23 protein-coding genes are annotated in these 19,504 nt (G+C 74.4%); 14 read left to right on the forward strand and 9 right to left on the reverse strand.

Annotation, left to right across the window (positions count from 1 at the left end):
• Positions 1-42: 42 nt before the first annotated feature.
• Together VMI11_03650 and folP are read right to left on the reverse strand one after the other, a co-directional pair.
• Positions 43-819: a hypothetical protein gene (locus tag VMI11_03650; GenBank protein HTY71502.1), complete on the reverse strand. Its 777-nt coding sequence runs from the start codon at positions 817-819 to the stop codon at positions 43-45.
• Positions 820-946: 127 nt separating this feature from the next.
• A complete protein-coding gene (folP, locus tag VMI11_03655; protein ID HTY71503.1) occupies positions 947-1,759 on the reverse strand; it encodes a dihydropteroate synthase in 813 nt (270 codons plus the stop codon).
• Between the two features lie 110 nt (positions 1,760-1,869).
• Between folP and VMI11_03660 the strand changes: the two genes are divergently transcribed.
• From VMI11_03660 to VMI11_03670, 3 genes are read left to right on the forward strand one after another with little or no spacing between them, the layout of a single operon-like run.
• Complete coding sequence (locus VMI11_03660; GenBank protein ID HTY71504.1) at positions 1,870-2,181, forward strand: DivIVA domain-containing protein; 312 nt, start codon at positions 1,870-1,872, stop codon at positions 2,179-2,181.
• Between the two features lie 10 nt (positions 2,182-2,191).
• Entirely contained in the window at positions 2,192-2,626 is a 435-nt protein-coding gene (locus tag VMI11_03665; protein ID HTY71505.1) for an SRPBCC family protein, read from the forward strand.
• Complete coding sequence (locus VMI11_03670; GenBank protein ID HTY71506.1) at positions 2,623-3,189, forward strand: DNA-3-methyladenine glycosylase I; 567 nt, start codon at positions 2,623-2,625, stop codon at positions 3,187-3,189. Before VMI11_03665 ends, VMI11_03670 begins: the two co-directional genes overlap by 4 nt.
• A 57-nt stretch (positions 3,190-3,246) precedes the next feature.
• On the opposite strand, the gene VMI11_03675 is transcribed toward VMI11_03670, so the two are convergent.
• Entirely contained in the window at positions 3,247-4,029 is a 783-nt protein-coding gene (locus VMI11_03675; GenBank protein HTY71507.1) for a PaaX family transcriptional regulator C-terminal domain-containing protein, read from the reverse strand.
• Between the two features lie 123 nt (positions 4,030-4,152).
• Here VMI11_03675 and VMI11_03680 point away from each other — a divergent pair, with 123 nt between their 5' ends.
• Both VMI11_03680 and VMI11_03685 read left to right on the forward strand, forming a co-directional pair.
• On the forward strand, positions 4,153-4,320 hold the full coding sequence (locus VMI11_03680) for a DUF3117 domain-containing protein (protein ID HTY71508.1): 168 nt from the start codon (positions 4,153-4,155) through the stop codon (positions 4,318-4,320).
• 106 nt (positions 4,321-4,426) lie between these two features.
• Entirely contained in the window at positions 4,427-5,896 is a 1,470-nt protein-coding gene (locus tag VMI11_03685; protein HTY71509.1) for a leucyl aminopeptidase, read from the forward strand.
• Positions 5,897-5,900: 4 nt separating this feature from the next.
• On the opposite strand, the gene VMI11_03690 is transcribed toward VMI11_03685, so the two are convergent.
• The gene (locus VMI11_03690) at positions 5,901-6,533 is read right to left on the reverse strand and encodes an O-methyltransferase (GenBank protein HTY71510.1); all 633 of its coding nucleotides are present in this window, start codon (positions 6,531-6,533) and stop codon (positions 5,901-5,903) included.
• A gap of 141 nt (positions 6,534-6,674) precedes the next feature.
• Between VMI11_03690 and sigE the strand changes: the two genes are divergently transcribed.
• The 4 genes from sigE to VMI11_03710 all read left to right on the forward strand — a co-directional run bounded on the left by sigE (position 6,675) and on the right by VMI11_03710 (position 9,502).
• A complete protein-coding gene (gene sigE / locus VMI11_03695) occupies positions 6,675-7,364 on the forward strand; it encodes an RNA polymerase sigma factor SigE (GenBank protein ID HTY71511.1) in 690 nt (229 codons plus the stop codon).
• The gene (locus VMI11_03700; protein HTY71512.1) at positions 7,361-7,897 is read left to right on the forward strand and encodes a zf-HC2 domain-containing protein; all 537 of its coding nucleotides are present in this window, start codon (positions 7,361-7,363) and stop codon (positions 7,895-7,897) included. Before sigE ends, VMI11_03700 begins: the two co-directional genes overlap by 4 nt.
• 26 nt (positions 7,898-7,923) lie before the next feature.
• On the forward strand, positions 7,924-9,036 hold the full coding sequence (locus VMI11_03705; GenBank protein ID HTY71513.1) for a sigma-E factor regulatory protein RseB domain-containing protein: 1,113 nt from the start codon (positions 7,924-7,926) through the stop codon (positions 9,034-9,036).
• 73 nt (positions 9,037-9,109) lie between these two features.
• A complete protein-coding gene (locus VMI11_03710) occupies positions 9,110-9,502 on the forward strand; it encodes a sec-independent translocase (protein ID HTY71514.1) in 393 nt (130 codons plus the stop codon).
• A 12-nt stretch (positions 9,503-9,514) separates the two neighbouring features.
• Here the strand turns inward: VMI11_03710 and VMI11_03715 are convergent, their stop codons facing one another.
• Genes VMI11_03715 through VMI11_03735 form a run of 5 tightly spaced genes read right to left on the reverse strand, consistent with a single transcriptional unit; the run spans position 9,515 to position 15,329 of the window.
• Positions 9,515-10,342, reverse strand: coding sequence for a DUF2817 domain-containing protein (locus tag VMI11_03715; protein ID HTY71515.1), 828 nt, complete (start codon positions 10,340-10,342; stop codon positions 9,515-9,517).
• Positions 10,343-11,479 carry an Mrp/NBP35 family ATP-binding protein gene (locus VMI11_03720; GenBank protein ID HTY71516.1) on the reverse strand — a complete coding sequence of 379 codons (1,137 nt, stop codon included), beginning with the start codon at positions 11,477-11,479 and terminating at the stop codon, positions 10,343-10,345.
• 53 nt (positions 11,480-11,532) lie between these two features.
• The gene (locus VMI11_03725) at positions 11,533-13,479 is read right to left on the reverse strand and encodes an ATPase, T2SS/T4P/T4SS family (GenBank protein ID HTY71517.1); all 1,947 of its coding nucleotides are present in this window, start codon (positions 13,477-13,479) and stop codon (positions 11,533-11,535) included.
• 52 nt (positions 13,480-13,531) lie between these two features.
• Complete coding sequence (locus VMI11_03730) at positions 13,532-14,050, reverse strand: DUF1003 domain-containing protein (GenBank protein HTY71518.1); 519 nt, start codon at positions 14,048-14,050, stop codon at positions 13,532-13,534.
• Positions 14,040-15,329 carry a CBS domain-containing protein gene (locus tag VMI11_03735; GenBank protein ID HTY71519.1) on the reverse strand — a complete coding sequence of 430 codons (1,290 nt, stop codon included), beginning with the start codon at positions 15,327-15,329 and terminating at the stop codon, positions 14,040-14,042. Before VMI11_03735 ends, VMI11_03730 begins: the two co-directional genes overlap by 11 nt.
• A gap of 120 nt (positions 15,330-15,449) precedes the next feature.
• On the opposite strand from VMI11_03735, the gene VMI11_03740 reads away from it, so the two are divergent.
• The 5 genes from VMI11_03740 to VMI11_03760 all read left to right on the forward strand — a co-directional run bounded on the left by VMI11_03740 (position 15,450) and on the right by VMI11_03760 (position 19,498).
• Positions 15,450-16,343, forward strand: coding sequence for a PhzF family phenazine biosynthesis protein (locus VMI11_03740; GenBank protein HTY71520.1), 894 nt, complete (start codon positions 15,450-15,452; stop codon positions 16,341-16,343).
• A 65-nt stretch (positions 16,344-16,408) separates the two neighbouring features.
• Positions 16,409-17,272, forward strand: a complete 864-nt coding sequence (locus VMI11_03745; GenBank protein HTY71521.1) for a DMT family transporter — start codon at positions 16,409-16,411, stop codon at positions 17,270-17,272.
• 39 nt (positions 17,273-17,311) lie between these two features.
• The gene (locus VMI11_03750; GenBank protein HTY71522.1) at positions 17,312-18,262 is read left to right on the forward strand and encodes a CoA ester lyase; all 951 of its coding nucleotides are present in this window, start codon (positions 17,312-17,314) and stop codon (positions 18,260-18,262) included.
• A gap of 71 nt (positions 18,263-18,333) precedes the next feature.
• The gene (locus VMI11_03755; GenBank protein ID HTY71523.1) at positions 18,334-18,831 is read left to right on the forward strand and encodes a general stress protein; all 498 of its coding nucleotides are present in this window, start codon (positions 18,334-18,336) and stop codon (positions 18,829-18,831) included.
• 19 nt (positions 18,832-18,850) lie between these two features.
• Positions 18,851-19,498, forward strand: coding sequence for a DUF6758 family protein (locus VMI11_03760; GenBank protein ID HTY71524.1), 648 nt, complete (start codon positions 18,851-18,853; stop codon positions 19,496-19,498).
• Positions 19,499-19,504: the final 6 nt, after the last annotated feature.

Genomic DNA, 19,504 nt, shown 5'->3' on the forward strand with positions numbered 1-19,504 from the left:
GCCCTGACCTCGGTCAGGCGGGACCCGATGCCCTGACCTCGGTCAGGCGGTCTTGGCCGGCGACGCCTTCGGGCTCGCGTACGGGGCTTCGCCATTCGGGCCGCCCCACCCGTGGCGGTTGCCCGGGCCCATCCACCGCGGCGCCGTCTGACGCAGCTTCGACAGGTCCGGGACGGTGAGCACGAGACGAGCGGTCGGGGACGAGCTCCCCTGCACCCGGCCCAGCACCAGCACCAGCGCACCCTTGGCCGGGGCCGATCCGGAGGGAGCGGTGGAGGGTGCGGCCGAGCTGCCCGGCTTCGTGCCGCCCAGCCGCCACCTGAGCCCGGGAGCGAGGTAGCGGGTGTCGCCCCCCGTCGACCAGGTCGTGCTGAACCCGTCGCTGCTGCGCACGGTGAGGTGCCCGCCGCCCACCGCGGACACCGTGCCCCGCTGCACCTCGACGTCCACCGTCTTGCCGTCCGGGGTCTGCACCGTGACGGTGCCGTGCAGCACCGCGCCGCCCACCGGGCCGCCGCCCATGAGACCGCCGCCCATGAGGCCGCGCCAAAGCGGGCCACGACCCATCGGACCCATCAGGTGCGGACCGCCGTTGGGCGCATTCGAGGTCGACGGCTGGCTCGAGCGTGTCCGCGTGGCCTGCAGCCCGGCGAGCTGGTCGAGGGCCTGCATCTCGACGCTGTCCCCCGAACCGCTGGCCGCGGCCACCCGGCTCGTCGGGTGCCGTGCAGCTGAGGTGGCCACGACCCCGACGCCCGCGATGGTCGCGCCGGCGGCCACACCCGCGGCGAGGACGAGCGCGATGCGCGAACCAGTCACGACGGGTACCCCTCCCAGCCCGTTCGGCCCCCGACGAGCATGACGTCTTCGATGATGCGTCGAGTTCCCCGCCCTGCCCAGTCCGCCGGGCGGGTGAGCCTGCCCTGCGCCCTCGAGTCGGCCGCGGTCAGGCCAGGCCGCGGCGGGACACGGCCGGCGGCCGTACCCCCTGGATCGAGGCGACCATGTCCAGGGTCTCGCGCGTCTCACGGACGTTGTGCGCGCGGAACACGCGCGCGCCGAGCCAGGCCGAGACGGCGGTCGCCGCCAGGGTCCCGGTCAGTCGCTCCCCGACCGGCCGGTCGAGGGTCTCCCCGACGAAGTCCTTGTTCGACAGCGACACCAGCACGGGCCAGCCGGTCGCCACGAGCTCGGGCAGCCGCCGCGTCGCCTCCAGCGAGTGTCGGGAGTTCTTGCCGAAGTCGTGCCCTGGGTCGATGAGCACCGAGTCGGCCGGGACGCCGAGGGCGACCGCCCGCTCGGCCTCGGCGACCGTACGTCGCCGCACGTCGGCGACCACGTCGTCGTAGCCCACCCGGTGCGGGCGGGTGCGCGGCGTCGCACCGCCCGCGTGCGTGCAGACCAGGCCGACGCCGAACTCCGCAGCCACCTCCGCCAGGTGCGGGTCGAACCCGCCCCAGGCGTCGTTGAGCACGTCGGCGCCCGCCTCGCAGCACACGCGACCCACCTCGTGGCGCCATGTGTCCACGCTGATCACCAGGTCCGGGTGGCGCTGGCGTACGTCGGCGACGAAGCCGGCGGTCCGCTCGATCTCCTCGACCACCCCGACCTCGGCTCCCGGTCCCGCCTTGACCCCGCCGATGTCGACGAGGTCGGCGCCCTCCTCGACCGCGTGGTCCACTGCCTCGAGCGCCGCCTCCCGCGCGAAGGTCGCACCCTGGTCGTAGAAGGAGTCCGGCGTCCGGTTGACGATGGCCATCACCAGCAGGCGGTCCTCGGGGACCAGGCGCCCCCGCAGGCGCAGCGGCACGATGCACCCCTCCTCCTGGCCGCGGCGTCGCGCGGCGCTGTCCGTGGCACGATCCTCTCGTGACGTTCGTGTTCGTGCTGACCGGGATCGCGATCCTCGGTGTCGTCGCGTTCGTGGCGTCGGGCAGCGGGGACGGTCTCGAGCCCCCACGGCCGGACCGCCCGGGACCGTGGCTGCCCAGCGAGCGCCCGGTGAGCGGGCAGGACCTGCGGCAGGTGCGGTTCGGCGTGGCGTTCCGGGGGTACCGGATGGCCGAGGTGGACCGGCTGCTCGACCGGCTCGCCGAGGAGATCTCGCTGCGCGACGAGCTCATCGACGAGCTCGAGGCCCAACGCGGCAACGTGCCGCGGGAGCCCCGTGCCGACGGCTGAGCGTGCGGAGCTGCGCCTCGACGTGCACATCGACGCGGCCCCGGAGGCGGTGTGGGACGCCGTCGTCGACTGGGACCGTCAGGGCGAGTGGATGCTCGGGACGAGGGTGCGCGGCACGGTCGGAGGTGGCGTCGGGGTCGGTGGGCGTCTCGAGGCGTTCACCGGCGTGGGCCGGCTGGGCTTCCTCGACACCATGGTCATCACCGAGTGGGACCCGCCGCGCCGCTGTGTCGTCACCCACACCGGGAAGCCGGTGACCGGGACGGGGGTGTTCGAGGTGGTGCCCGAGGGCGGGGGTAGCCGCTTCCTGTGGGCCGAGCAGCTCGAGCTGCCGTACGGTCGGCTCGGTCGCCTCGCCTGGCCGATCGTCCGCCCGCTCGCCGCGGCGGGCGTCCGCCGCTCGCTGCTGCGCCTCGCCCGTTCGCTCGAGCACCCGACCGCGTGAGCGACCTCGTCGTCGGAGCCGACGGTCTGACCCGCTGCGCCTGGGGCGCGAGCGCCCCCGAGTACGTCGGCTACCACGACCACGAGTGGGGCCGGCCGGTGCGCACCGACGACGGGATGTACGAGCGGCTGGTGCTCGAAGCCTTCCAGTCGGGGCTGTCGTGGCTGACCATCCTGCGCAAGCGGGCGGCCTTCCGCGCGGCGTTCGCGGGGTTCGCGATCGAGGCGGTGGCCGGGTTCGGGCCGGCCGACCGCGACCGCCTGCTGGCGGACGTGGGGATCGTGCGCAACGGGGCCAAGGTCGACGCCGCGATCCACAACGCACGCGTGGCCCTCGAGCAGCCGGAGGGGCTCGCCTCGCTGCTGTGGTCCTTCGCGCCCTCGCCCCGCCCGCGACCGGTGTCGTTCGCCGAGGTACCCGCGAAGACGGCAGAGTCCACTGCCATGGCCAAGGAGCTGAAGCGGCGCGGCTTCGTCTTCGTCGGGCCGACGACCGCCTACGCCACCATGCAGGCCGCCGGCATGGTCGACGACCACCTGTCCGGCTGCCACGTCCGGCTCTGATGGCGACGACCGTGCGCGAGTCCGCCGGCTGATGCGCCTCGAGCGAGCGCGCGTGCGTCAGCGGCGCAGGCAGGCCTCGACCCAGCGGCTGGCACCGGGCTGCAGCGCTGCGGCATGCCGGTCGAAGAAGTCGGCCGCGACGGAGCCGACCCAGTCCTCCGGCAGCAGTTCGGGGGGCAGTGCCGGGTCGGTGAACAAGAACTTGCGCCACTCGTGGACCAGCTGGCTGCGCAGCGCGAAAGCGTCCTCGTCGGTGGCCGGCGGCGCGACGTCGTCCCCGACCAGCAGCGACGCCTCGTCGAGCCAGCGGGCGTACGCCGTCGCGAGCGCCTCGAGGTCCCACGCCGAGCGGACGAGCGCTCGCGCGTCCTCCGCCCGGGCCGACCCGAACCAGTGCACGTCCACCCCTTCCGAGTCCAGCAGCGCCGCCGCCTCGGGACTCCTTCGCGGAGCCACCCAGGTGTCGTCGCCGATCGGGGCGTAGCCGAGGAAGGTCATCCCCGCGCGCAGGCGCTCACGCGCTGACCGGCTCGCCGGGCGGGAGGTCACGACGAGGTCCCAGCGGCCGTCCCACTCGGGCGGGTCGGTGCGGAACACGCGCGCGACGGCGTCGTCGAGGCGGGCGACGGCCTTGGGCGTCAGCGCGTACCCGGGACCGCCCTCGAGCGTCATCGGGACGAGCCATCCCTGTCGGACCATCCGCGAGACCGCGGTGCGGACCGCCGGCGCGGCGATGCCGAGAGACCCGAGCAGGCGGACGAGGGAGGCGATGGGGGCGGTACCGCCTCTGCGGCGCAAATGGTCGCCGTAGAGGTCGAACAGAGCTGAGCGGGCGTGCACGCCGGTCAGTCTGCACCGCCGGTCACCGGCACGCCGGGCCGTGCGGGATAATGGGCGGGAGACCATCGACGCTGATCCGACCGCCTCCGGCCGGGCGCAGCACGCAGGAGGAAGGGGAACCAGATGGCGGCCATGAAGCCGCGTACCGGCGACGGCCCGCTCGAGGTCACCAAGGAGGGTCGCGGCATCGTCATGCGGGTTCCCCTCGAGGGTGGCGGCCGTCTGGTCGTCGAGCTGACCCCCGACGAGGCGACCAACCTCGGCGACGCGCTGAAGGCTGCTGTCGGCTGACCTGCAGGCCATCGGCCGGCTGGTCCGGCCGCCCGTGGAGGCCCTGAGACCCTCGCTGGTCCAGGGCCTTCACGTTGTCCTGGACCAGGGTGGGAGGGTGGTCCGCATGCCGGTGCCGGTCCTGAGCAGTGCCCCCGCCCTCGGGGCTCCCGCGACCGTGCTGGCCTGCCTGGTCAGCGGCGGCGACGCGCCCCGTCCCGCCCGCGGCGTCGCGAACGTCCTGCGGGCGGCGGGGGCGCCCGCGGAGGAGGTCCTGGTCGCGCACCTGGGCCGCGCACCCGCCGCCGGCCGGGCCGGGTCCGTGCTCGAGGTGCCCGTGCCCGAGGGAGCGCTGCGCCGCGTCCTGCTGGTCGGCACCGGCGACGGCGGGTCCGCTGCGATGCGCAGGGCCGGCGCGGCGGTGGGCCGCGCGACACGGGCCGACACCGGACCGCTTGCGGTCGCCGGTCTCGGGGGCGTCTCGGGGGAGGCGGTACGTGCCTTCGCGGAGGGGCTGGCGCTGGCCGCCTACGCCGTGCCGAAGGCCGGCGCCGCCCGGGCCCGGCCCCTCGAGGTCACCCTCGTCGGCGCCTACCCCGAGGCGCTGCGCCGAGCCGAGGTGACCGCGGGCGCCGTCCATCTGGCGAGAGACCTGGCCAACACCCCGTCCTCGACGAAGTCGCCGCAGTGGCTGGCGGAGCAGGCGGTCGCCGCCGCCGCCTCGGCCGGCCTGCGCGTGCGGGTGCGCGACGAGCACGAGCTCGCCGACGAGGGTTTCGGCGGCATCCTCGCCGTAGGCAGTGGATCGGTGCGCCCTCCCCGGCTCGTCGAGCTGGGCTACTCCCCCGGGGGACGGGTGCCTCACCTGGTCCTCATCGGCAAGGGGATCACCTTCGACAGCGGGGGCATCTCGCTGAAGCCGGCCGAGTCGATGGTGGCGATGAAGACCGACATGGCGGGGGCGGGCGCGGTCCTGGCGGTCCTCGCGGCGCTGCCGCGGCTCGGGATCCGGGCACGGGTCACCGGGCTGCTCGCCTGCGCGGAGAACATGCCCTCGGGCTCGGCGATGCGACCCTCCGACGTCATCCGTCACTACGGCGGGCGTACCAGCGAGGTGCTCAACACCGACGCCGAGGGCCGGCTCGTGCTCGCCGACGCCCTGGCCTACGCCGACGCCCGGCTGCGCCCCGACGCGATGATCGACATCGCGACCCTGACCGGCGCCGTCTCGATCGCGCTCGGCCGCCGTGACGCCGCCCTGTTCGCCACCCGGGACGCGCTGGCGCGAGCGCTCGAGCGGGCGGGGGAGGCGTCGGGGGAGCGGGTGTGGCGGATGCCCTTCGTCGAGGACTACCGGCCCGCCGTCGACTCCGACGTCGCGGACCTCTCCAACGTCGCCGCGAAGCCCGCCCGGTTCAGCGCCGGCACGATCCTGGCGGCCCTGTTCCTGCGCGAGTTCGCCGGGGACCGGCCCTGGGCGCACCTGGACATCGCCGGGACCGGGCGCAGCGACGCCGACACCGACGAGCTCACGCGGGGTGCCACCGGCTACGGCGTCCGGCTGCTGCTGCGCTGGCTGGAGTCGCTTCGCGTCTGACCGGTCATGTCTTGCGAGCCAGCAGGACGCCGTCGCCGACGGGGAGGAGCACCGGCACCACCGCCTCGCTGTCACGGACCAGTCGGGCCGTCTCGCGGACCGCGACCGTGTCCGGGTCGCGCTGCGCGGGGTCGGCCACGCGGTCGTGCCACAGCGCGTTGTCGAAGACCACCACACCACCGGGGCGCAGCAGGCGAAGCGACTCGGTGAAGTACTCCGGGTACTCCTGCTTGTCGCCGTCGACGTGGACGAGGTCGTAACCACCGTCGGTCAGACGGGGCAGCACCTCGAGGGCCCGGCCGGTGATGAGCCGGACTCGGTTCGGCGCGATCTCGGCCTCTCGGAAGGTCTCGCGGGCCAGTCGCTGGTGCTCGGCCTCGACGTCGACGCTGGTGAGCACGCCGTCCTCGCGCATCCCCCGGAGCAGCCACACCCCGGAGACGCCGGTGCCGGTGCCGATCTCCACGACGGCCCGGGCGTCCAGCAGCGCCGCCATGAAGCGCAGCAGCGCCCCGCTGCCCGACTCGACCGGCACACAGCCGACCTCGTCGGCGCGCTTGCGCGCGGCGAGGAGCACCTCGTCCTCGGGCAGGTACTGCTCGGCGTAGGTCCAGCTCTGGCTCAGGCTCCCGGGCACGGCGAGCAGCGTACGCGGGAACTTGCGTCCGGACAGGCGCGTTCACGGGCCGTGGGCCCGCCGGGTGCGCTCGACGGGCCGACCGGCTCGCCTGCCGACCCACGGCCTCGACGTTTGGTCACCGCGTGAACAGGAGGGACGATGGACGCCGTCCTGCTCATGGTGGGAGGCGACGTGGAGGAGCGGGCCCGGCCCGACGGTGAGGCCGTCGAGTCGATCGACGGCCCAGCCACGCCCGCCGCGCCGGCGGCGGACGCCGCCGGCGAGCATCCGCCGGCCCCGTGGCAGCCTCCCAGCTGGGAGCAGGTGGTCGTCGAGCACGGGGACCGCGTCTACCGGCTGGCGTACCGCCTGACCGGCAACAAGCACGACGCCGAGGACCTCACCCAGGAGGTCTTCGTCCGGGTGTTCCGGTCCCTGTCCACCTACACGCCCGGCAGCTTCGAGGGCTGGCTGCACCGGATCACGACCAACCTCTTCCTCGACCAGGTGCGCCGACGGAACCGGATCCGCTTCGACGCGCTGGGTGAGGATGCCTCGGACCGCATCGAGGGTCGGGAGCCCTCACCCGAGCACACCGTGGTGGAGGGCGTCATGGAGGCCGACGTCCAGGCCGCCCTCGACTCCCTCCCCGAGGACTTCCGCGCCGCGGTGGTCCTCGCCGACGTCGAGGGCCTGACCTACGAGGAGATCGCCGAGACCCTCGACATCAAGCTGGGCACGGTGCGCAGCCGCATCCATCGCGGCCGCAGCCAGCTGCGGGCCGCCCTGTCGTCGCGCCTGCGCCCGGGCGGCGGTATCGGCCCTGCCCTCCCGGGGGGCAACCGATGACGTCCTCACCCTTCGACACCGGCGTCCTGGGCGGCCGTCCGTGCCCGCGGGCGGACGACCGGCTGACCGCGCTGGCCGACCACGCGCTGCCCCCGCAGGAGGCCGAGCGTGTCCTCGCCCACGTCGCCGGCTGCGGCGACTGCCGCGCTGTCCTCGACGCCGAGCGGCTGACCAAGCGGCTGCTGGCCGAGCTCCCGGCCCCCGTCCCGGACCCAGCCTTCATCGCCCGTCTCCACGACCTGCCGCAGACCTCGTTCCTGGCCCCCGTCCCGCTCCCCACCGCGGGGCGGCGCCCGCAGCATCGGATGGCCGCCCTGTCCGCGGTCGCCTCCGTGGCAGCCGTCGTCACCCTCGGCGCCGGCTGGTTCCTCGGCGGCGGCGGCTCCTCCTCCGGCGGCAACGGCGGCCCCGCCGTCGTCCCGGCCTCGACCGCGATGGTGCGCGAGCACATCGCGACCACTGCTCAGTTCATGCTCCCCGACGCCGCGCCGCTCGCCGCCCAGGTCGTCCCCGCCGGGGTCACGAGCCGGTGAAGGGACTGCGTAGGCCGTCCGCGCGGGTGGTGCTCCCCGTTGGGGCCGCCCTCGTCGCCGGTGTCGGCCTCGGTGCCGCGATCGGCTGGGTCGCCGGCGGGGGGAGCTCCTCCGGCGAGCCCGACCGCGCGGCGATCGCCGCATCCGGGGCGAGCGTCGCGGCCTCCTCGCTGCTCGGCGTGCCGCGCCGCAGCCAGGACGCGCAGGCGCTGGCGGTGCTGCGCCGGGCCGCGGTCGCGCGTACGGCGATCCCGTGGAGCGGAACCCAGGTCGTGACCACCTGGACCTCGTCCGGCAGCGTCGCGCGCTACGTGGACCTGTCCCACGAGCCCGGGCAGGGCACCGTCGCGCGTCTGCAGGCGACCCCTCAGGACAGCGGCGACGTGACCTACGTCCCCGACGGCACCGGCCCGGAGACCTCCTCGACCCCGGACGGCAGCGGGCCCCTGGCGCTGTTGGCGGCGACGTACCTGCTTCGGCTGCAGGACGGGCAGTCGGTGGCCGGGCACACCACCGAGCTGGTGACCGCGCTTCGCCCTGACGGCTCGGTGGCCGCCCGGTTCTGGATCGACCGTTCGTCCGGACTGCTCCTGCGCCGCGAGCTCCTGGACCCCGCGGGCCGCGTCACGCACTCGACGGCGTTCATCGAGGTCCACGCCGGCGTGGCCGCCACCATGCCACCGGGCCGAGACGTCGCGTCGCCGTGGGCCTCGGAGGTCGCCCCCAGCGAGGTCTCGCTCCTGGCGGCCGGGGGCTGGGACTGCCCCAGGCACCTCCCGGGCGACCTCACGCTCTACGACGTGCGCCGCTCCGCCGCAACCGGGGCGGCGGTCGTGCACCTGGCGTACAGCGACGGGCTGGTCAGCGTCTCGGTGTTCGAGGAGCGTGGCCACCTGGCCCGTGCCGGCCTCGCCGGCTACACCCGCGCCACGATGGCCGGCCGCACGGTCTACACCCGCGGGTCGGACGAGGTCACCTGGGCCGCCGACGGGATCGTCTACACGGTCGTGTCGGACACCCCGACCGACGTGAGCGCGATCGTCGCGGCGCTGCCCGGTGAGGAGGAGCCGGCCGGCGCGTGGGCGAGGATCAGGCGGGGCATGCATCGCCTCGGGTCCTGGATCGACCCGCTCGGCTGAGGCGCCCGGTGACCCGCCGCGAGCGGCCCCGCGCCTGGACGGCCCACGCAGCGCGCGGGGCTACCCTGGCTCGGTGTTCTTCGGGATTTCGGGCTTCGAGTTCGTGATCCTGGCCGTCCTGGCCCTGCTGGTCTTCGGCCCGGAGCGGCTGCCCGGCCTCGCGGCGGACGCGGCGCGCATCCTGCGGCAGCTGCGGCGGATGGCCCAGGAGGCCCGGGACGAGGTGTCGGGGGCCCTTCCCGACCTCGAGGAGCTCGGTCTGAAGGACCTCCAGGACCTCGACCCCCGCCGCTACGTGCGACGCCAGCTGCTCGAGGAGCGCGACGACCTGGACGCGGCGTTGGAGGAGCGGCCGCCGGCGCGGCGGGCCAACGGGACGGCCACGCCCAACGTCTCCCCGCCGGTGGCGGACCCGCCGGCGGCAGCCGCCGGGACGCCGCCGCCCTGGGACGCCGACGCGACCTGACCGACGGCAGGCTCAGGTGCCCGCGGCGAGCACCCGCAGCGATCCGCTGGCCACCCGTCCCAGCAGTGCGGTCCCCGGGTGGCGGGGCAGCTCAACGGTGATCGCCGCGCCCGCCTCGGTGTTGTCCAACCACTGCGTGAGCGTCCCGTGACAACCGCCGTCGCAGGAGAAGACCTTGACGGGTAGCCCGGTCGCGCGGGACAGCGCGCGGGTCAGGGCGGGGCGCTTCGCGTGGTAGGCGTCGACGCCGTCCAGCGGCTGGTGGATGCTCACCACGGTGCGGGGGTCGACCGCGGCCAAGAAGGCCATGACGGCGGCGGTCTCCGGCTCGCTCCCGGCCCGTGGCCCGGAGTACGTCGAGCTTCTGCTCGACGTGCGCCGCCAGCTCCAGGGGAAGTTGCGGTTGAGGTCCACCTGGTGGGCGTTCTGGCGCCGCCCGGCGGCGTAGCCGTCCGGGTTCATCGAGACGATCACCCAGAGGTCGAGGTGGCGCGGCAGCGCGCCCCGCAGCATGCGGTGGACGACGTCGCGCCCGGCCGTCTCGTCGCCGTGCATCTGCCCGATGACGACGACCGTACGTGCCCAGCCCTCGTCCGCCCGGAAGCGGTGATAGGCCAGGATGGGGCGTCCATCGACGGATTGGCCGATCACGTGGGCCGCCAGCCGCACCTCGCTGAACGCCGTTCGCGTGTGCGTCGACGCGATCGCCGGCTCGGCCTGGCCGTGCCGCACGGAGGCGGCCGCGGCGACGGCCGGGGCTGAGGGCGGTCCCGCCCCGACGCCCAGGACGAGCAGGGCCGGGGCGAGGAGCAGGCCCAGGGTGAGGCGTCCGGGCAGCACTCAGGGCCCGACCGGCGTCAGCCCGAGGGGCCGCCCGGCGAGCCCGCGGGGTCGAGCGCCCAGGCGGGAGGCCAGCCCGGTCAGGGCCTGGGCCGCGGCCGAGCCGGGATCGGCCAGCACCACCGGCAGGCCCTCGTCGCCCCCCTCGCGCATCCGGACGTCGATGGGGATCTGTGCCAGCAGCGGGACCGGCGCGCCGGTGAGCCGGGTCAGGGCGTCCGCCACCGCCAGGCCGCCCCCGGTGCCGAAGACCTCGAGGCGGCTCCCGTCGGGGAGGTCCAGCCAGGCCATGTTCTCCACGACGCCGACGATGCGCTGGTGGGTCTGCAACGCGACGCTGCCGGCTCGCTCCGCGACCTCGGCGGCGGCCGGCTGCGGGGTGGTGACCAGCAGGATCTCGGCGTTCGGCAGCAGCTGCGCCAGCGAGATCGCGACGTCCCCGGTCCCGGGGGGCAGGTCGAGCAGCAGGACGTCGAGGTCGCCCCACCACACGTCGGCCAGGAACTGCTGGAGGGCGCGGTGGAGCATGGGGCCGCGCCACACCACCGGGGTGTTGCCCGACGTGAACATGCCGATCGAGATGACGCTCACGCCGTGCGCCGCGGGCGGCATGATCATCTGGTCCACCTGGGTGGGCCGGCCGGTGACGCCGAGCATCCGCGGTATCGAGTGGCCGTAGATGTCGGCGTCGACGACCCCGACCCGCTGGCCGGTGGCGGCCAGCGCGGCCGCGAGGTTCACCGTCACCGACGACTTGCCGACCCCACCCTTGCCGGAGGCGACCGCGTAGACCCGGGTGAGCGAGTCGGGCCGCGCGAAACGGATCTCCGGCTCGGCGCGGCCACCCCTGAGCTGGACGCCCAGCGCGGCCCGCTGCTCCTCGCTCATCACCCCGAGCTCGACGCGTACCTCGCGCACACCCGGCACGGCCGAGACCGCCGCCGTGGTGCGCTCGGTCAGGGTCTGGCGCATCGGACAGCCGGCGACGGTGAGGAGCAGGCGTACGTCGACCCCGCCGTCGGCGTCGACGGTCACCGAGTCGACCATCCCGAGCTCGGTGACCGGCCGATGGATCTCCGGATCCTCGACACCGGCGAGGGCGGCGCGGACCTGCTCGAGGGTGGGTCGCTGGGTCACCCCTCGATGCTACGGCGGCCCGGGCGGGCCACCGCCGCGCCGTGTCGCCCGGGTCAGGGTCCCGCGCACCAGGGGCAGATCACCCAACCGTTGTCCCGTCGGCGGCCGCACCCCGAGCAGCGCGAGTGGTGCACAGGGGTGGCACACCACGGGCATGCCAGCATGGCCGGGTCGAGGCCGCGGCCGCAGGTGACGCAGGCCAGGTGGTTGGCGTCACTCAGCTCGGTCGCCCGCAGCACCTCGCGCAGGGTGGTGCCGCCGGAGCGGGCCAGGGCCAGCGCGGCGCTGCGAAGCGTCGTACGCCCGGTGGACGCCGCCGCGAGCGAGGACTCGGTCGGGTCCGACAGGAGCGCCGCCCGTACGTGCGGCGTGACCTGCAGGACCTCGAAGACGCCGACCCGCCCGCGGTAGCCGGTCTCGCCGCACTCGGCGCAGCCGCCGCCCCGCACGAAGTGGCCACCGACGAGGGCGCTGGCGTCCAGGCCGAGCGCCGCGAGGGTCTCCGGGTCGGGGTCGCTGGGTCGGGAGCACGACGGGCACGGGCGACGTACCAGGCGCTGGGCGATGACGAGGGAGAGCGATGAGGCCACGAGGAACGGCTCGGCGCCCATGTCCACGAGCCGGGTGATCGCCGACACCGAGTCGTTGGTGTGCAGGGTCGTCAGCAGGAGGTGACCGGTCAGCGAGGCGCGTAGCGCCAGCTCCGCGGTCTCCGCGTCCCGAACCTCGCCGACGAGCACCACGTCGGGGTCCTGCCGCAGGACGGCGCGCAGGCCACGGGCGAAGGTCATCCCGGTGCGCTCGTTGACCTGGACCTGGGTGATCCCCGGCAGCTGGACCTCGACCGGGTCCTCGAGGGTCACCACGTTGCGCTCCGCGGTGAGGGTCTCGCGGAGGGCGGCGTACAGCGTGGAGGTCTTGCCGGAGCCGGTGGGGCCGGTGATGAGCACGAGGCCCTGGGAGGAGCCGAGGGTGCGGCGGACCAGCGCCTCCTCCAAGGGCAGCATCCCGAGGTGGTCCAGGGTCGGCAGGGCGGCACCGTTGTCCAGGAGGCGGAGTACGACCTTCTCGCCGTGGATCGACGGCAGCGTGCTCACCCGCGCGTCCAGCTGACGTCCGTCGAGGACGATGTTCGTGCGACCGTCCTGCGGTACCCGACGCTCCGCGATGTCGAGACCGGCCATGATCTTCAACCGACCCAGCACCGTCGGGGCGGCGCCGGGAGGGACCTCCATCACGTCCCGCAGCATCCCGTCGACGCGGTAGCGCACCCGCAGCCCGGACGGGTGCGGCTCGATGTGGACGTCGCTCGCGCGCGCGTCGAGCGCACCGGTCAGGATCGCGTTGACCAGCCGGACCACGGGCGCGGCCTCGATGTCGACCACGGCCGCGGCCGACGACGACTCCGGCGCGCGCGGCTGCTCGAGCTGCTCGAGCACCGCGTCCACCGCTCCGATCCCGACGCGGCCCGCGTACATGCGGCTGATCAGGTCGACGACCTGGCTCTCCGTCGCGACCCGGATGTCGAGCTCCTTCACGCCGGCGATGAGGCGTACGTCGTCCAGCACGACGACGTTGAGGGGGTCGGCGAGGGCCACCACGAGGCGGTCGGCACGTCGGTCGATCACCGCCACCCGATGCGCCACGGCGAAGGCCCGGGGAAGGACCCGGACGAGGTCCGGTTCCGGGCGCACGTCAGAGAGGTCGACGAGTGGAAGACCCATGAGGTCGGCCACCGCACCGGCGACCTCCAGCTCGGTGACCATGCCCAGGTCGACGAGGACCTGCCCGAGGCGACGACGTCCCGCCGGTGCCCCGGCCTGCGCGTCCAGCGCCTCCTGCAGCTGCGACGGGGTCAGGCGACCACGTCCGACGAGCACGGCTCCGAGGCGTCGGCGCTCCTCCGGGTCGACGAAGCGAGGAACGGCCGCCGAGTGCAGGGCGTGCTCGTAGCCGGCCCCAGCGTGCGCGGGTCGCGGCTCGGCGGGCTCGAGGCTCACCTCAGAGGTGTCGGCACGGCGGCCGCCAACCTTCAGGCCGCGGACCGCCCGCTCACGGGTGTGGCCGGTCCTGCTCGCGCGACCCGGGCTCCCGCTCGAGCAGCTCGTCGAGCAGGTCGCGTAACTCCGAACGGACGAAGTCTCGCGTCGCGACCTCGCCCAGCGCGATCCGCAGCGCCGCCACCTCGCGGGTGAGGTACTCAGTGTCCGCCACGTTGCGCTCGTCCTGCTCGCGGTCCTGCTCGTACTGCACGCGGTCGCGGTCGGCCTGCCGGTTCTGGGCCAGCAGGATGAGCGGGGCGGCGTACGCCGCCTGCGTCGAGAACGCCAGGTTGAGCAGGATGAACGGGTACGGGTCGAAGCGGTCGGCGTGGACCGCCCAGACGTTGTAGGTGATCCAGGCGATGACCACCACGGTCTGGATCACGAGGTAGGTGGCCGTCCCGAAGGTCCGGGCGATGGACTCGGAGATGCGGCCGAAGGACTCGGGGTCGTAGGACAGCCGCGGCCGGCGCCGAACCCCGCGCGGGGTGTCCAGCCGTGCGCTCGCGCGCTCGGAACTACGCGCCATGCCGGGCGTCCTCACCTCGGACCGGCCCGTCGTCGTCCTCGTCCTCCTCCGAGCGGCGCCAGTCGTCGGGGAGCAGGTGGTCGAGCACGTCGTCGATCGTGACCACGCCCAGGAGATGGTCGTCCTCGTCGACCACCGGTGCCGCGACGATGTTGTAGGTGGCGAGGTAGGTCGTGACCTGAGGCAGCGTGTCGTCCGGGCGCAACGGTTCCAGGTCGGTGTCGCAGACGCCCGCGACGAGGGTGTACGGCGGTTCGCGCAGCAACCGCTGGAAGTGCCCGACCCCGATGAAGCGACCGGTCGGGGTGTCGAGCGGCGGGCGGCAGACGTACACCTGCGCCGCCAGCGCCGGTGTCAGGTCCGGGTTGCGCATCCTGGCCAGCGCCTCGGCGACCGTCGCGTCCGGGGGCAGCACCACGGGCTCCGGGGTCATCATGCCGCCGGCCGTGTACTCGTCGTAGGTCAGCAGCCGGCGGACGTCCTCCGCCTCGTCGGGCTCCATCAGCTCCAGCAGCTGCTCGGCCTGATCGGGGGGCAGCTCGCCGAGCAGGTCGGCCGCATCGTCAGGCCCCATCGCCTCGAGGACGTCGGCGGCGCGCTCCTGGGCGAGGAAGCCGAGGATCTCGACCTGGTCGTCCTCGGGTAGCTCCTCGAGGACGTCGGCGAGCTTCTCGTCGTCGAGGGCGGCGGCCACCTCCGCCCGCCGCTTGGGCGACAGCTCGTGCAGCACCCCCGCGAGGTCGGCCGGCCGCAGCTTGTCGAAGGTGGCCAGCAGGTTCGCGGCGCCCTGGTGCTCCTCGCTCGCCCCGAGCCCGCTCACCTCCGACCACTCGACGGTCACGGTCTCGGCTCGACGTCGGAACCCGCCCGAGACGCCCTTGCGCACGTGCACCTGGCTCAGCACCCAGTCGCGCGTGCGGGTCTGCTCCATGGCCACGTCGAGGACGGTCACGGTCTCGCCGGACTCCACGAGCTGGACCTGCCGGTCGAGCAGGTCACCGAGCACCAGGGCCTCGGCGGCCCGGCGCTCGAAACGGCGCATGTTCACGACGCCCGTCGTGATGACCTGGCCGACGTCGACGGCGGTGACCCGTGTCATGGGCAGGAAGATGCGTCGCCGCATGGGTACCTCGACGACCAGGCCGTTGACCCGCGGCGGCGTGCGAGGAGCTCCGAAGCTCACGACGACGTCACGGGTCCGGCCGACTTGGTCGCCGTTCGGGTCGAACACGCGAACACCGGCGAGCCGAGCGATGAAGACCTTCGACGCTCCGCTCACGGTTGGCAAGGCTAGTGCGCCACGTTGGCCCCATCGTCGCCCCGCGCCGTTGTGCGGCCTCGCAGGTCCTCGGGGCCCACCGCTCGCTAGGGTCGCTGGGTCGTCTGGCGATGAGGAGGCGTGGTGGACCGGCTGGCCTATGACGTCGTGGACGTCTTCACGGACACGGCCTTCACCGGCAACCCGCTCGCCGTCGTGCACGACGCCGACGGCCTGCACGACGCCCAGCTGCAGGCGATCGCCACCGAGTTCCACCTGTCCGAGACGGCCTTCCCGGTGACGCCGGCTCCCGACGACCTCGCCGCCGGGGCGGCGTACCGGCTAAGGATCTTCACGCCGGAGACCGAGCTGCCCTTCGCCGGCCACCCCTCGGTGGGCACGGCGTGGCTGCTGGCCCGGCAGGGGCGCATCGCCCCGGGGCCGGTGGTCCAAGCCTGCGGGGCGGGGCTCCTGGGCCTGGCGGTGTCCGATGGCGAGGGACCGGTCGAGCTCACCGGCGGCCGGCCCGAGCTCGGTCCGGACGCCGACGTGGACGCGGTCCTGGCCGCGGTGGGTCTCGGGCACCCGCACCTCGACCACGCCATCGCGCCGGCCCGCATCGCCGCGGCGGGCCTTCCCTTCGTCATCCTGCCCGTTCGCGCGGACGCTCTGGGTGAGTGCGAGGTCGACGTCGCGGCCCTGCGCGAGGTGGACCGCAGGCATGGCATGACCGGTGTGTACGTCGTCGCCGTCGACCTGCCTGCGCGCGCTGTGCGCGCCCGCATGTTCGCCGCCGACATCGGCGTCTCGGAGGACCCGGCGACCGGCTCGGCCGCCCTGGCGCTGGGCGTCTGGCTCGGCGCCTCCGGCCGGCTCGCCGACGGCGAGCACGGCCTCGTGGTCCAGCAGGGCGTGGAGCTGGGACGTCCGTCGCTGCTGCGTGTCACCGCGTTGGTCGACGGCGCTGAACCCCGCCAGGTGCGAGTCGCCGGGGACGTGGTGCACGTGGCGTCCGGCACGATCCGCGTGCCTTGACCGGCCCCGCCGAACCGCTTCGCGCACCTCCGATCGGGAGGCCGCCGTCGCGCGACGTGGGGCTGATGGCCGTCGCCCTGGTGGCGGTGAGCACGTCGGGGCCCCTGATCGCGGCGACGACTGCGCCGGCGATGGCGATCGCGTTCTGGCGCAACGGGCTCGCCACGCTCGTCATCGCTCCCTATGCCTTCCTGCGACGCGCCCCCCGGGCCGAGATCCTCTCCCTGTCTCGGCGCGAGGTCCGGCTCGCGCTGCTGGCCGGGCTGGTGCTGGCCCTCCACTTCGCGACCTGGGTCCCGTCGCTGCGCTACACCTCCGTGGCGTCCTCGACCGCCTTGGTCGCCACCCAGCCGGTGTGGGCGGCGCTGATCGCCCGCGCCTTCGGCCACCGCGTGCCGCGGCGGGCCTGGTTCGGGATCGGCGTCGCCCTGGCCGGGGTGGTGGTGCTGACCGGTGTCGACGTGGCGGTGTCGGGGCGAGCCCTGGTCGGCGACGTCCTGGCCCTGCTCGGTGCCGTCTTCGCGGCGGCGTACGTGTTCACCGGGGCGGCGGTGCGCGCCACCGTCTCGACGACGACGTACACGCTGCTCTGCTACGGCAGCGCCGCCGTGCTGCTGCTCGGGGTGTGCCTGGTGGGCGGGGTCGCGCTCAGCGGCTACTCGAGCGAGGACTGGGCTCGCATCGTGGCGCTGGTGCTCGGTGCCCAGCTGCTCGGCCACAGCCTGTTCAACGTCGTGCTCCGGACCACCTCTCCGGTCGTGGTCAGTCTGGCCATCCTCTTCGAGATGCCCGGGGCGACCCTGATCGCCGCCCTCACGCTGGGTCAGGTACCCCCACCGGCGATCCTGCCCGCCGCTGCACTGCTGCTCGTCGGGGTGGGGCTGGTCGTGACCAGCCAGCGGGACCTGCCGGCCATCCCCGCCGAGTGAGGGTCGGGATGGCGGTGGCCGCTCGCTAGCATCCCGCGCGTGGAGGCCAGGCCACGGCGCAGCGTGCTCGCCGTCCCGGGGAGCAGCCCGCGGATGCTGGAGAAGGCGCGGGGGATCGCCGCCGACGAGGTCTTCTTGGACCTCGAGGACGCGGTGGCGCCCAGCGCCAAGGAGGCGGCCCGGGCCATGGTCGTGTCCGCACTGGGTGCCGATGGCTGGGGGACGCAGCTTCGCGCGGTACGGGTCAACGGGTGGTCGACGCCGTGGACCCGCGAGGACCTGGTCGCCGTGCTCGAGGGGGCCGGTGACCGGGTGGAGGCGGTCGTCCTGCCCAAGGTGCACAGGGCCGAGGACGTCCGGCGGGCCGACGAGGCGCTGACCGAGCTCGAGCACCGGCTCGGCCTGACGCCGGGCGGCATCGTCCTGGAGGTGCAGATCGAGAGCGCCCGCGGGCTGGTCAACGCCGAGTCGATCGCCGCCGCGTCGCCGCGCGTCGCCGCTCTCGTGCTCGGGCCGGCCGACCTGATCGCCGACCTCGGCATGCGTACTCGCGGCCCCGGGGAGCAGCCCAGCGGCTACGACGGGGAGGCGTTCCACTACCCGCTCATGCGCATCCTCGTCGCCGCCCGCGCGGCGGACGTCCAGGCCATCGACGGGCCCTATCTGCGAGTGAGGGACCTGGACGGCCTGCGTCGCGTCGCCGGACGCAGCGCCGCCCTCGGCTACGACGGGACGTGGTGCGTCCACCCCGACCAGGTCGGCGTCGCCGACGAGGTCTTCACCCCGACCCAGGAGGACTTCGAGCACGCCGACCTCGTCCTGCAGGCCTACGCGTGGCACACCTCGGCGGAAGGCGGCTCACGCGGCGCGGTCATGCTCGGTCAGGAGATGCTCGACGAGGCCTCGCGGGCCATGGCCCTAAGGGTCTTCGCCCGCGGTCGTGCCGCCGGGCTTCGGTCCGCGGCGCGCTTCGAGCCGCTTTCGGACTGACCTCCCCTCCCGCGCCGTCCTCCGGTGGAGGAGGATGGACGGCGCAGGACGCCTGGAGCATGGAGGTGCGCATGTCGTTGGGGTCCCCTCTGGGTTCCGGCCGGCCCACCCCGGGCCCGGCGGTCGCCAGCCGCCCGGTCGTGGCCAGCTACGCCACCTACGCCGAGGCCCAACGAGCCGTCGACTACCTCTCCGACGAGAAGTTCCCCGTGCAGTTCCTCGGCATCCTCGGGCGCGACCTGCGCATCGAGGAGGCGGTCCTGGGTCGGATGGACTGGGGCAAGGCCGCCGTCAGCGGCCTCATCCAGGGCGTCTGGTACGGCCTGTTCGTCGGCCTGCTCATCTCGTTGTTCGCCCAGCAGCCGGGGACGGTGATCCTCGGGTGCGCGGTGCTGGGCCTCGCCTTCGGCGTCGGCCTCGGCCTCCTGTCGTACTCCCTCACGGGCGGCCATCGCGACTTCGTCTCCCGCAGCGCGATCACCGCGACGTCCTACGACGTCGTGTGCACCTGGGACCACCTCGAGCAGGCGAAGTCGGTGCTGGCCGGGCTGGACACCACGACGACCTGACGCGGGAGGTGCCAGGTCCATGAAGCAGCCGCCGCTGTGCCCGCGCTGCGCCGAGCCGGCCCACCCTCCCGGACTGATGACCAGCCGATGGACGTGCGAGGTCCACGGCGTCATCGAGCCGTATCACCCTCCGCCGCGGCCGGGGGTGGAGGCGCTGAGCTGGGTGCTCAAGCTGCTGCGCGTCCCGCTGTGGCTGCCGTGGCCGTTGCCGCCCGGGTGGCTGGTCACCGGCACGACGTACGCCGGGGACGAGGCGCACGGGGGCCGGGCTTCGGTCCTGGCGTGCAGCGGTCCAGCACCCCTGGGGGGCCCCGCCGAGATGGTCCTCGTGGCGGAGGAGCCGGGAGTCGGGCTCGGGGCTGCCTTCGCCGGGCTGCCCGGTCCCGACCCCGGCGCGGGTGTCGTCAGCGCTCCCGCCGGGGCACGGGTCGCCGCCGACGGGTGGCCGACGCCGCTGTGGGCCGTCCCGTCGGACCCGGACCGCCCGCTGGACCGAGCGGCGTGGGTGGGGGAGGCCGCCGGCCTCTGGTTGTGGCTGGTCACCTGGCCGGAGACCGCGGACCTGCTCGTCCTGGAGCACCTGGCGCTGGTCGACCTGCGCGAACGCGGCCTGGGGATGGACATCCCGTTCGGGGCGCTGTCGCCCCGCATCGCGCGACCCGGTTGACACTCG

Source organism: Actinomycetes bacterium (assembly GCA_035506535.1).
In the GTDB taxonomy this organism is placed as follows: domain Bacteria; phylum Actinomycetota; class Actinomycetes; order DATJPE01; family DATJPE01; genus DATJPE01.

Coding starts and splice junctions, on each gene's coding strand:
- folP (HTY71503.1), bottom strand. CDS start 1,759: ATGGCCATCGTCAACCGGACGCCGGACTCCTTCTACGACCAGGGTGCG.
- VMI11_03680 (HTY71508.1), top strand. CDS start 4,153: ATGGCGGCCATGAAGCCGCGTACCGGCGACGGCCCGCTCGAGGTCACC.
- VMI11_03685 (HTY71509.1), top strand. CDS start 4,427: ATGCCGGTGCCGGTCCTGAGCAGTGCCCCCGCCCTCGGGGCTCCCGCG.
- sigE (HTY71511.1), top strand. CDS start 6,675: ATGGACGCCGTCCTGCTCATGGTGGGAGGCGACGTGGAGGAGCGGGCC.
- VMI11_03700 (HTY71512.1), top strand. CDS start 7,361: ATGACGTCCTCACCCTTCGACACCGGCGTCCTGGGCGGCCGTCCGTGC.
- VMI11_03730 (HTY71518.1), bottom strand. CDS start 14,050: ATGGCGCGTAGTTCCGAGCGCGCGAGCGCACGGCTGGACACCCCGCGC.
- VMI11_03745 (HTY71521.1), top strand. CDS start 16,409: ATGGCCGTCGCCCTGGTGGCGGTGAGCACGTCGGGGCCCCTGATCGCG.
- VMI11_03755 (HTY71523.1), top strand. CDS start 18,334: ATGTCGTTGGGGTCCCCTCTGGGTTCCGGCCGGCCCACCCCGGGCCCG.
- VMI11_03760 (HTY71524.1), top strand. CDS start 18,851: ATGAAGCAGCCGCCGCTGTGCCCGCGCTGCGCCGAGCCGGCCCACCCT.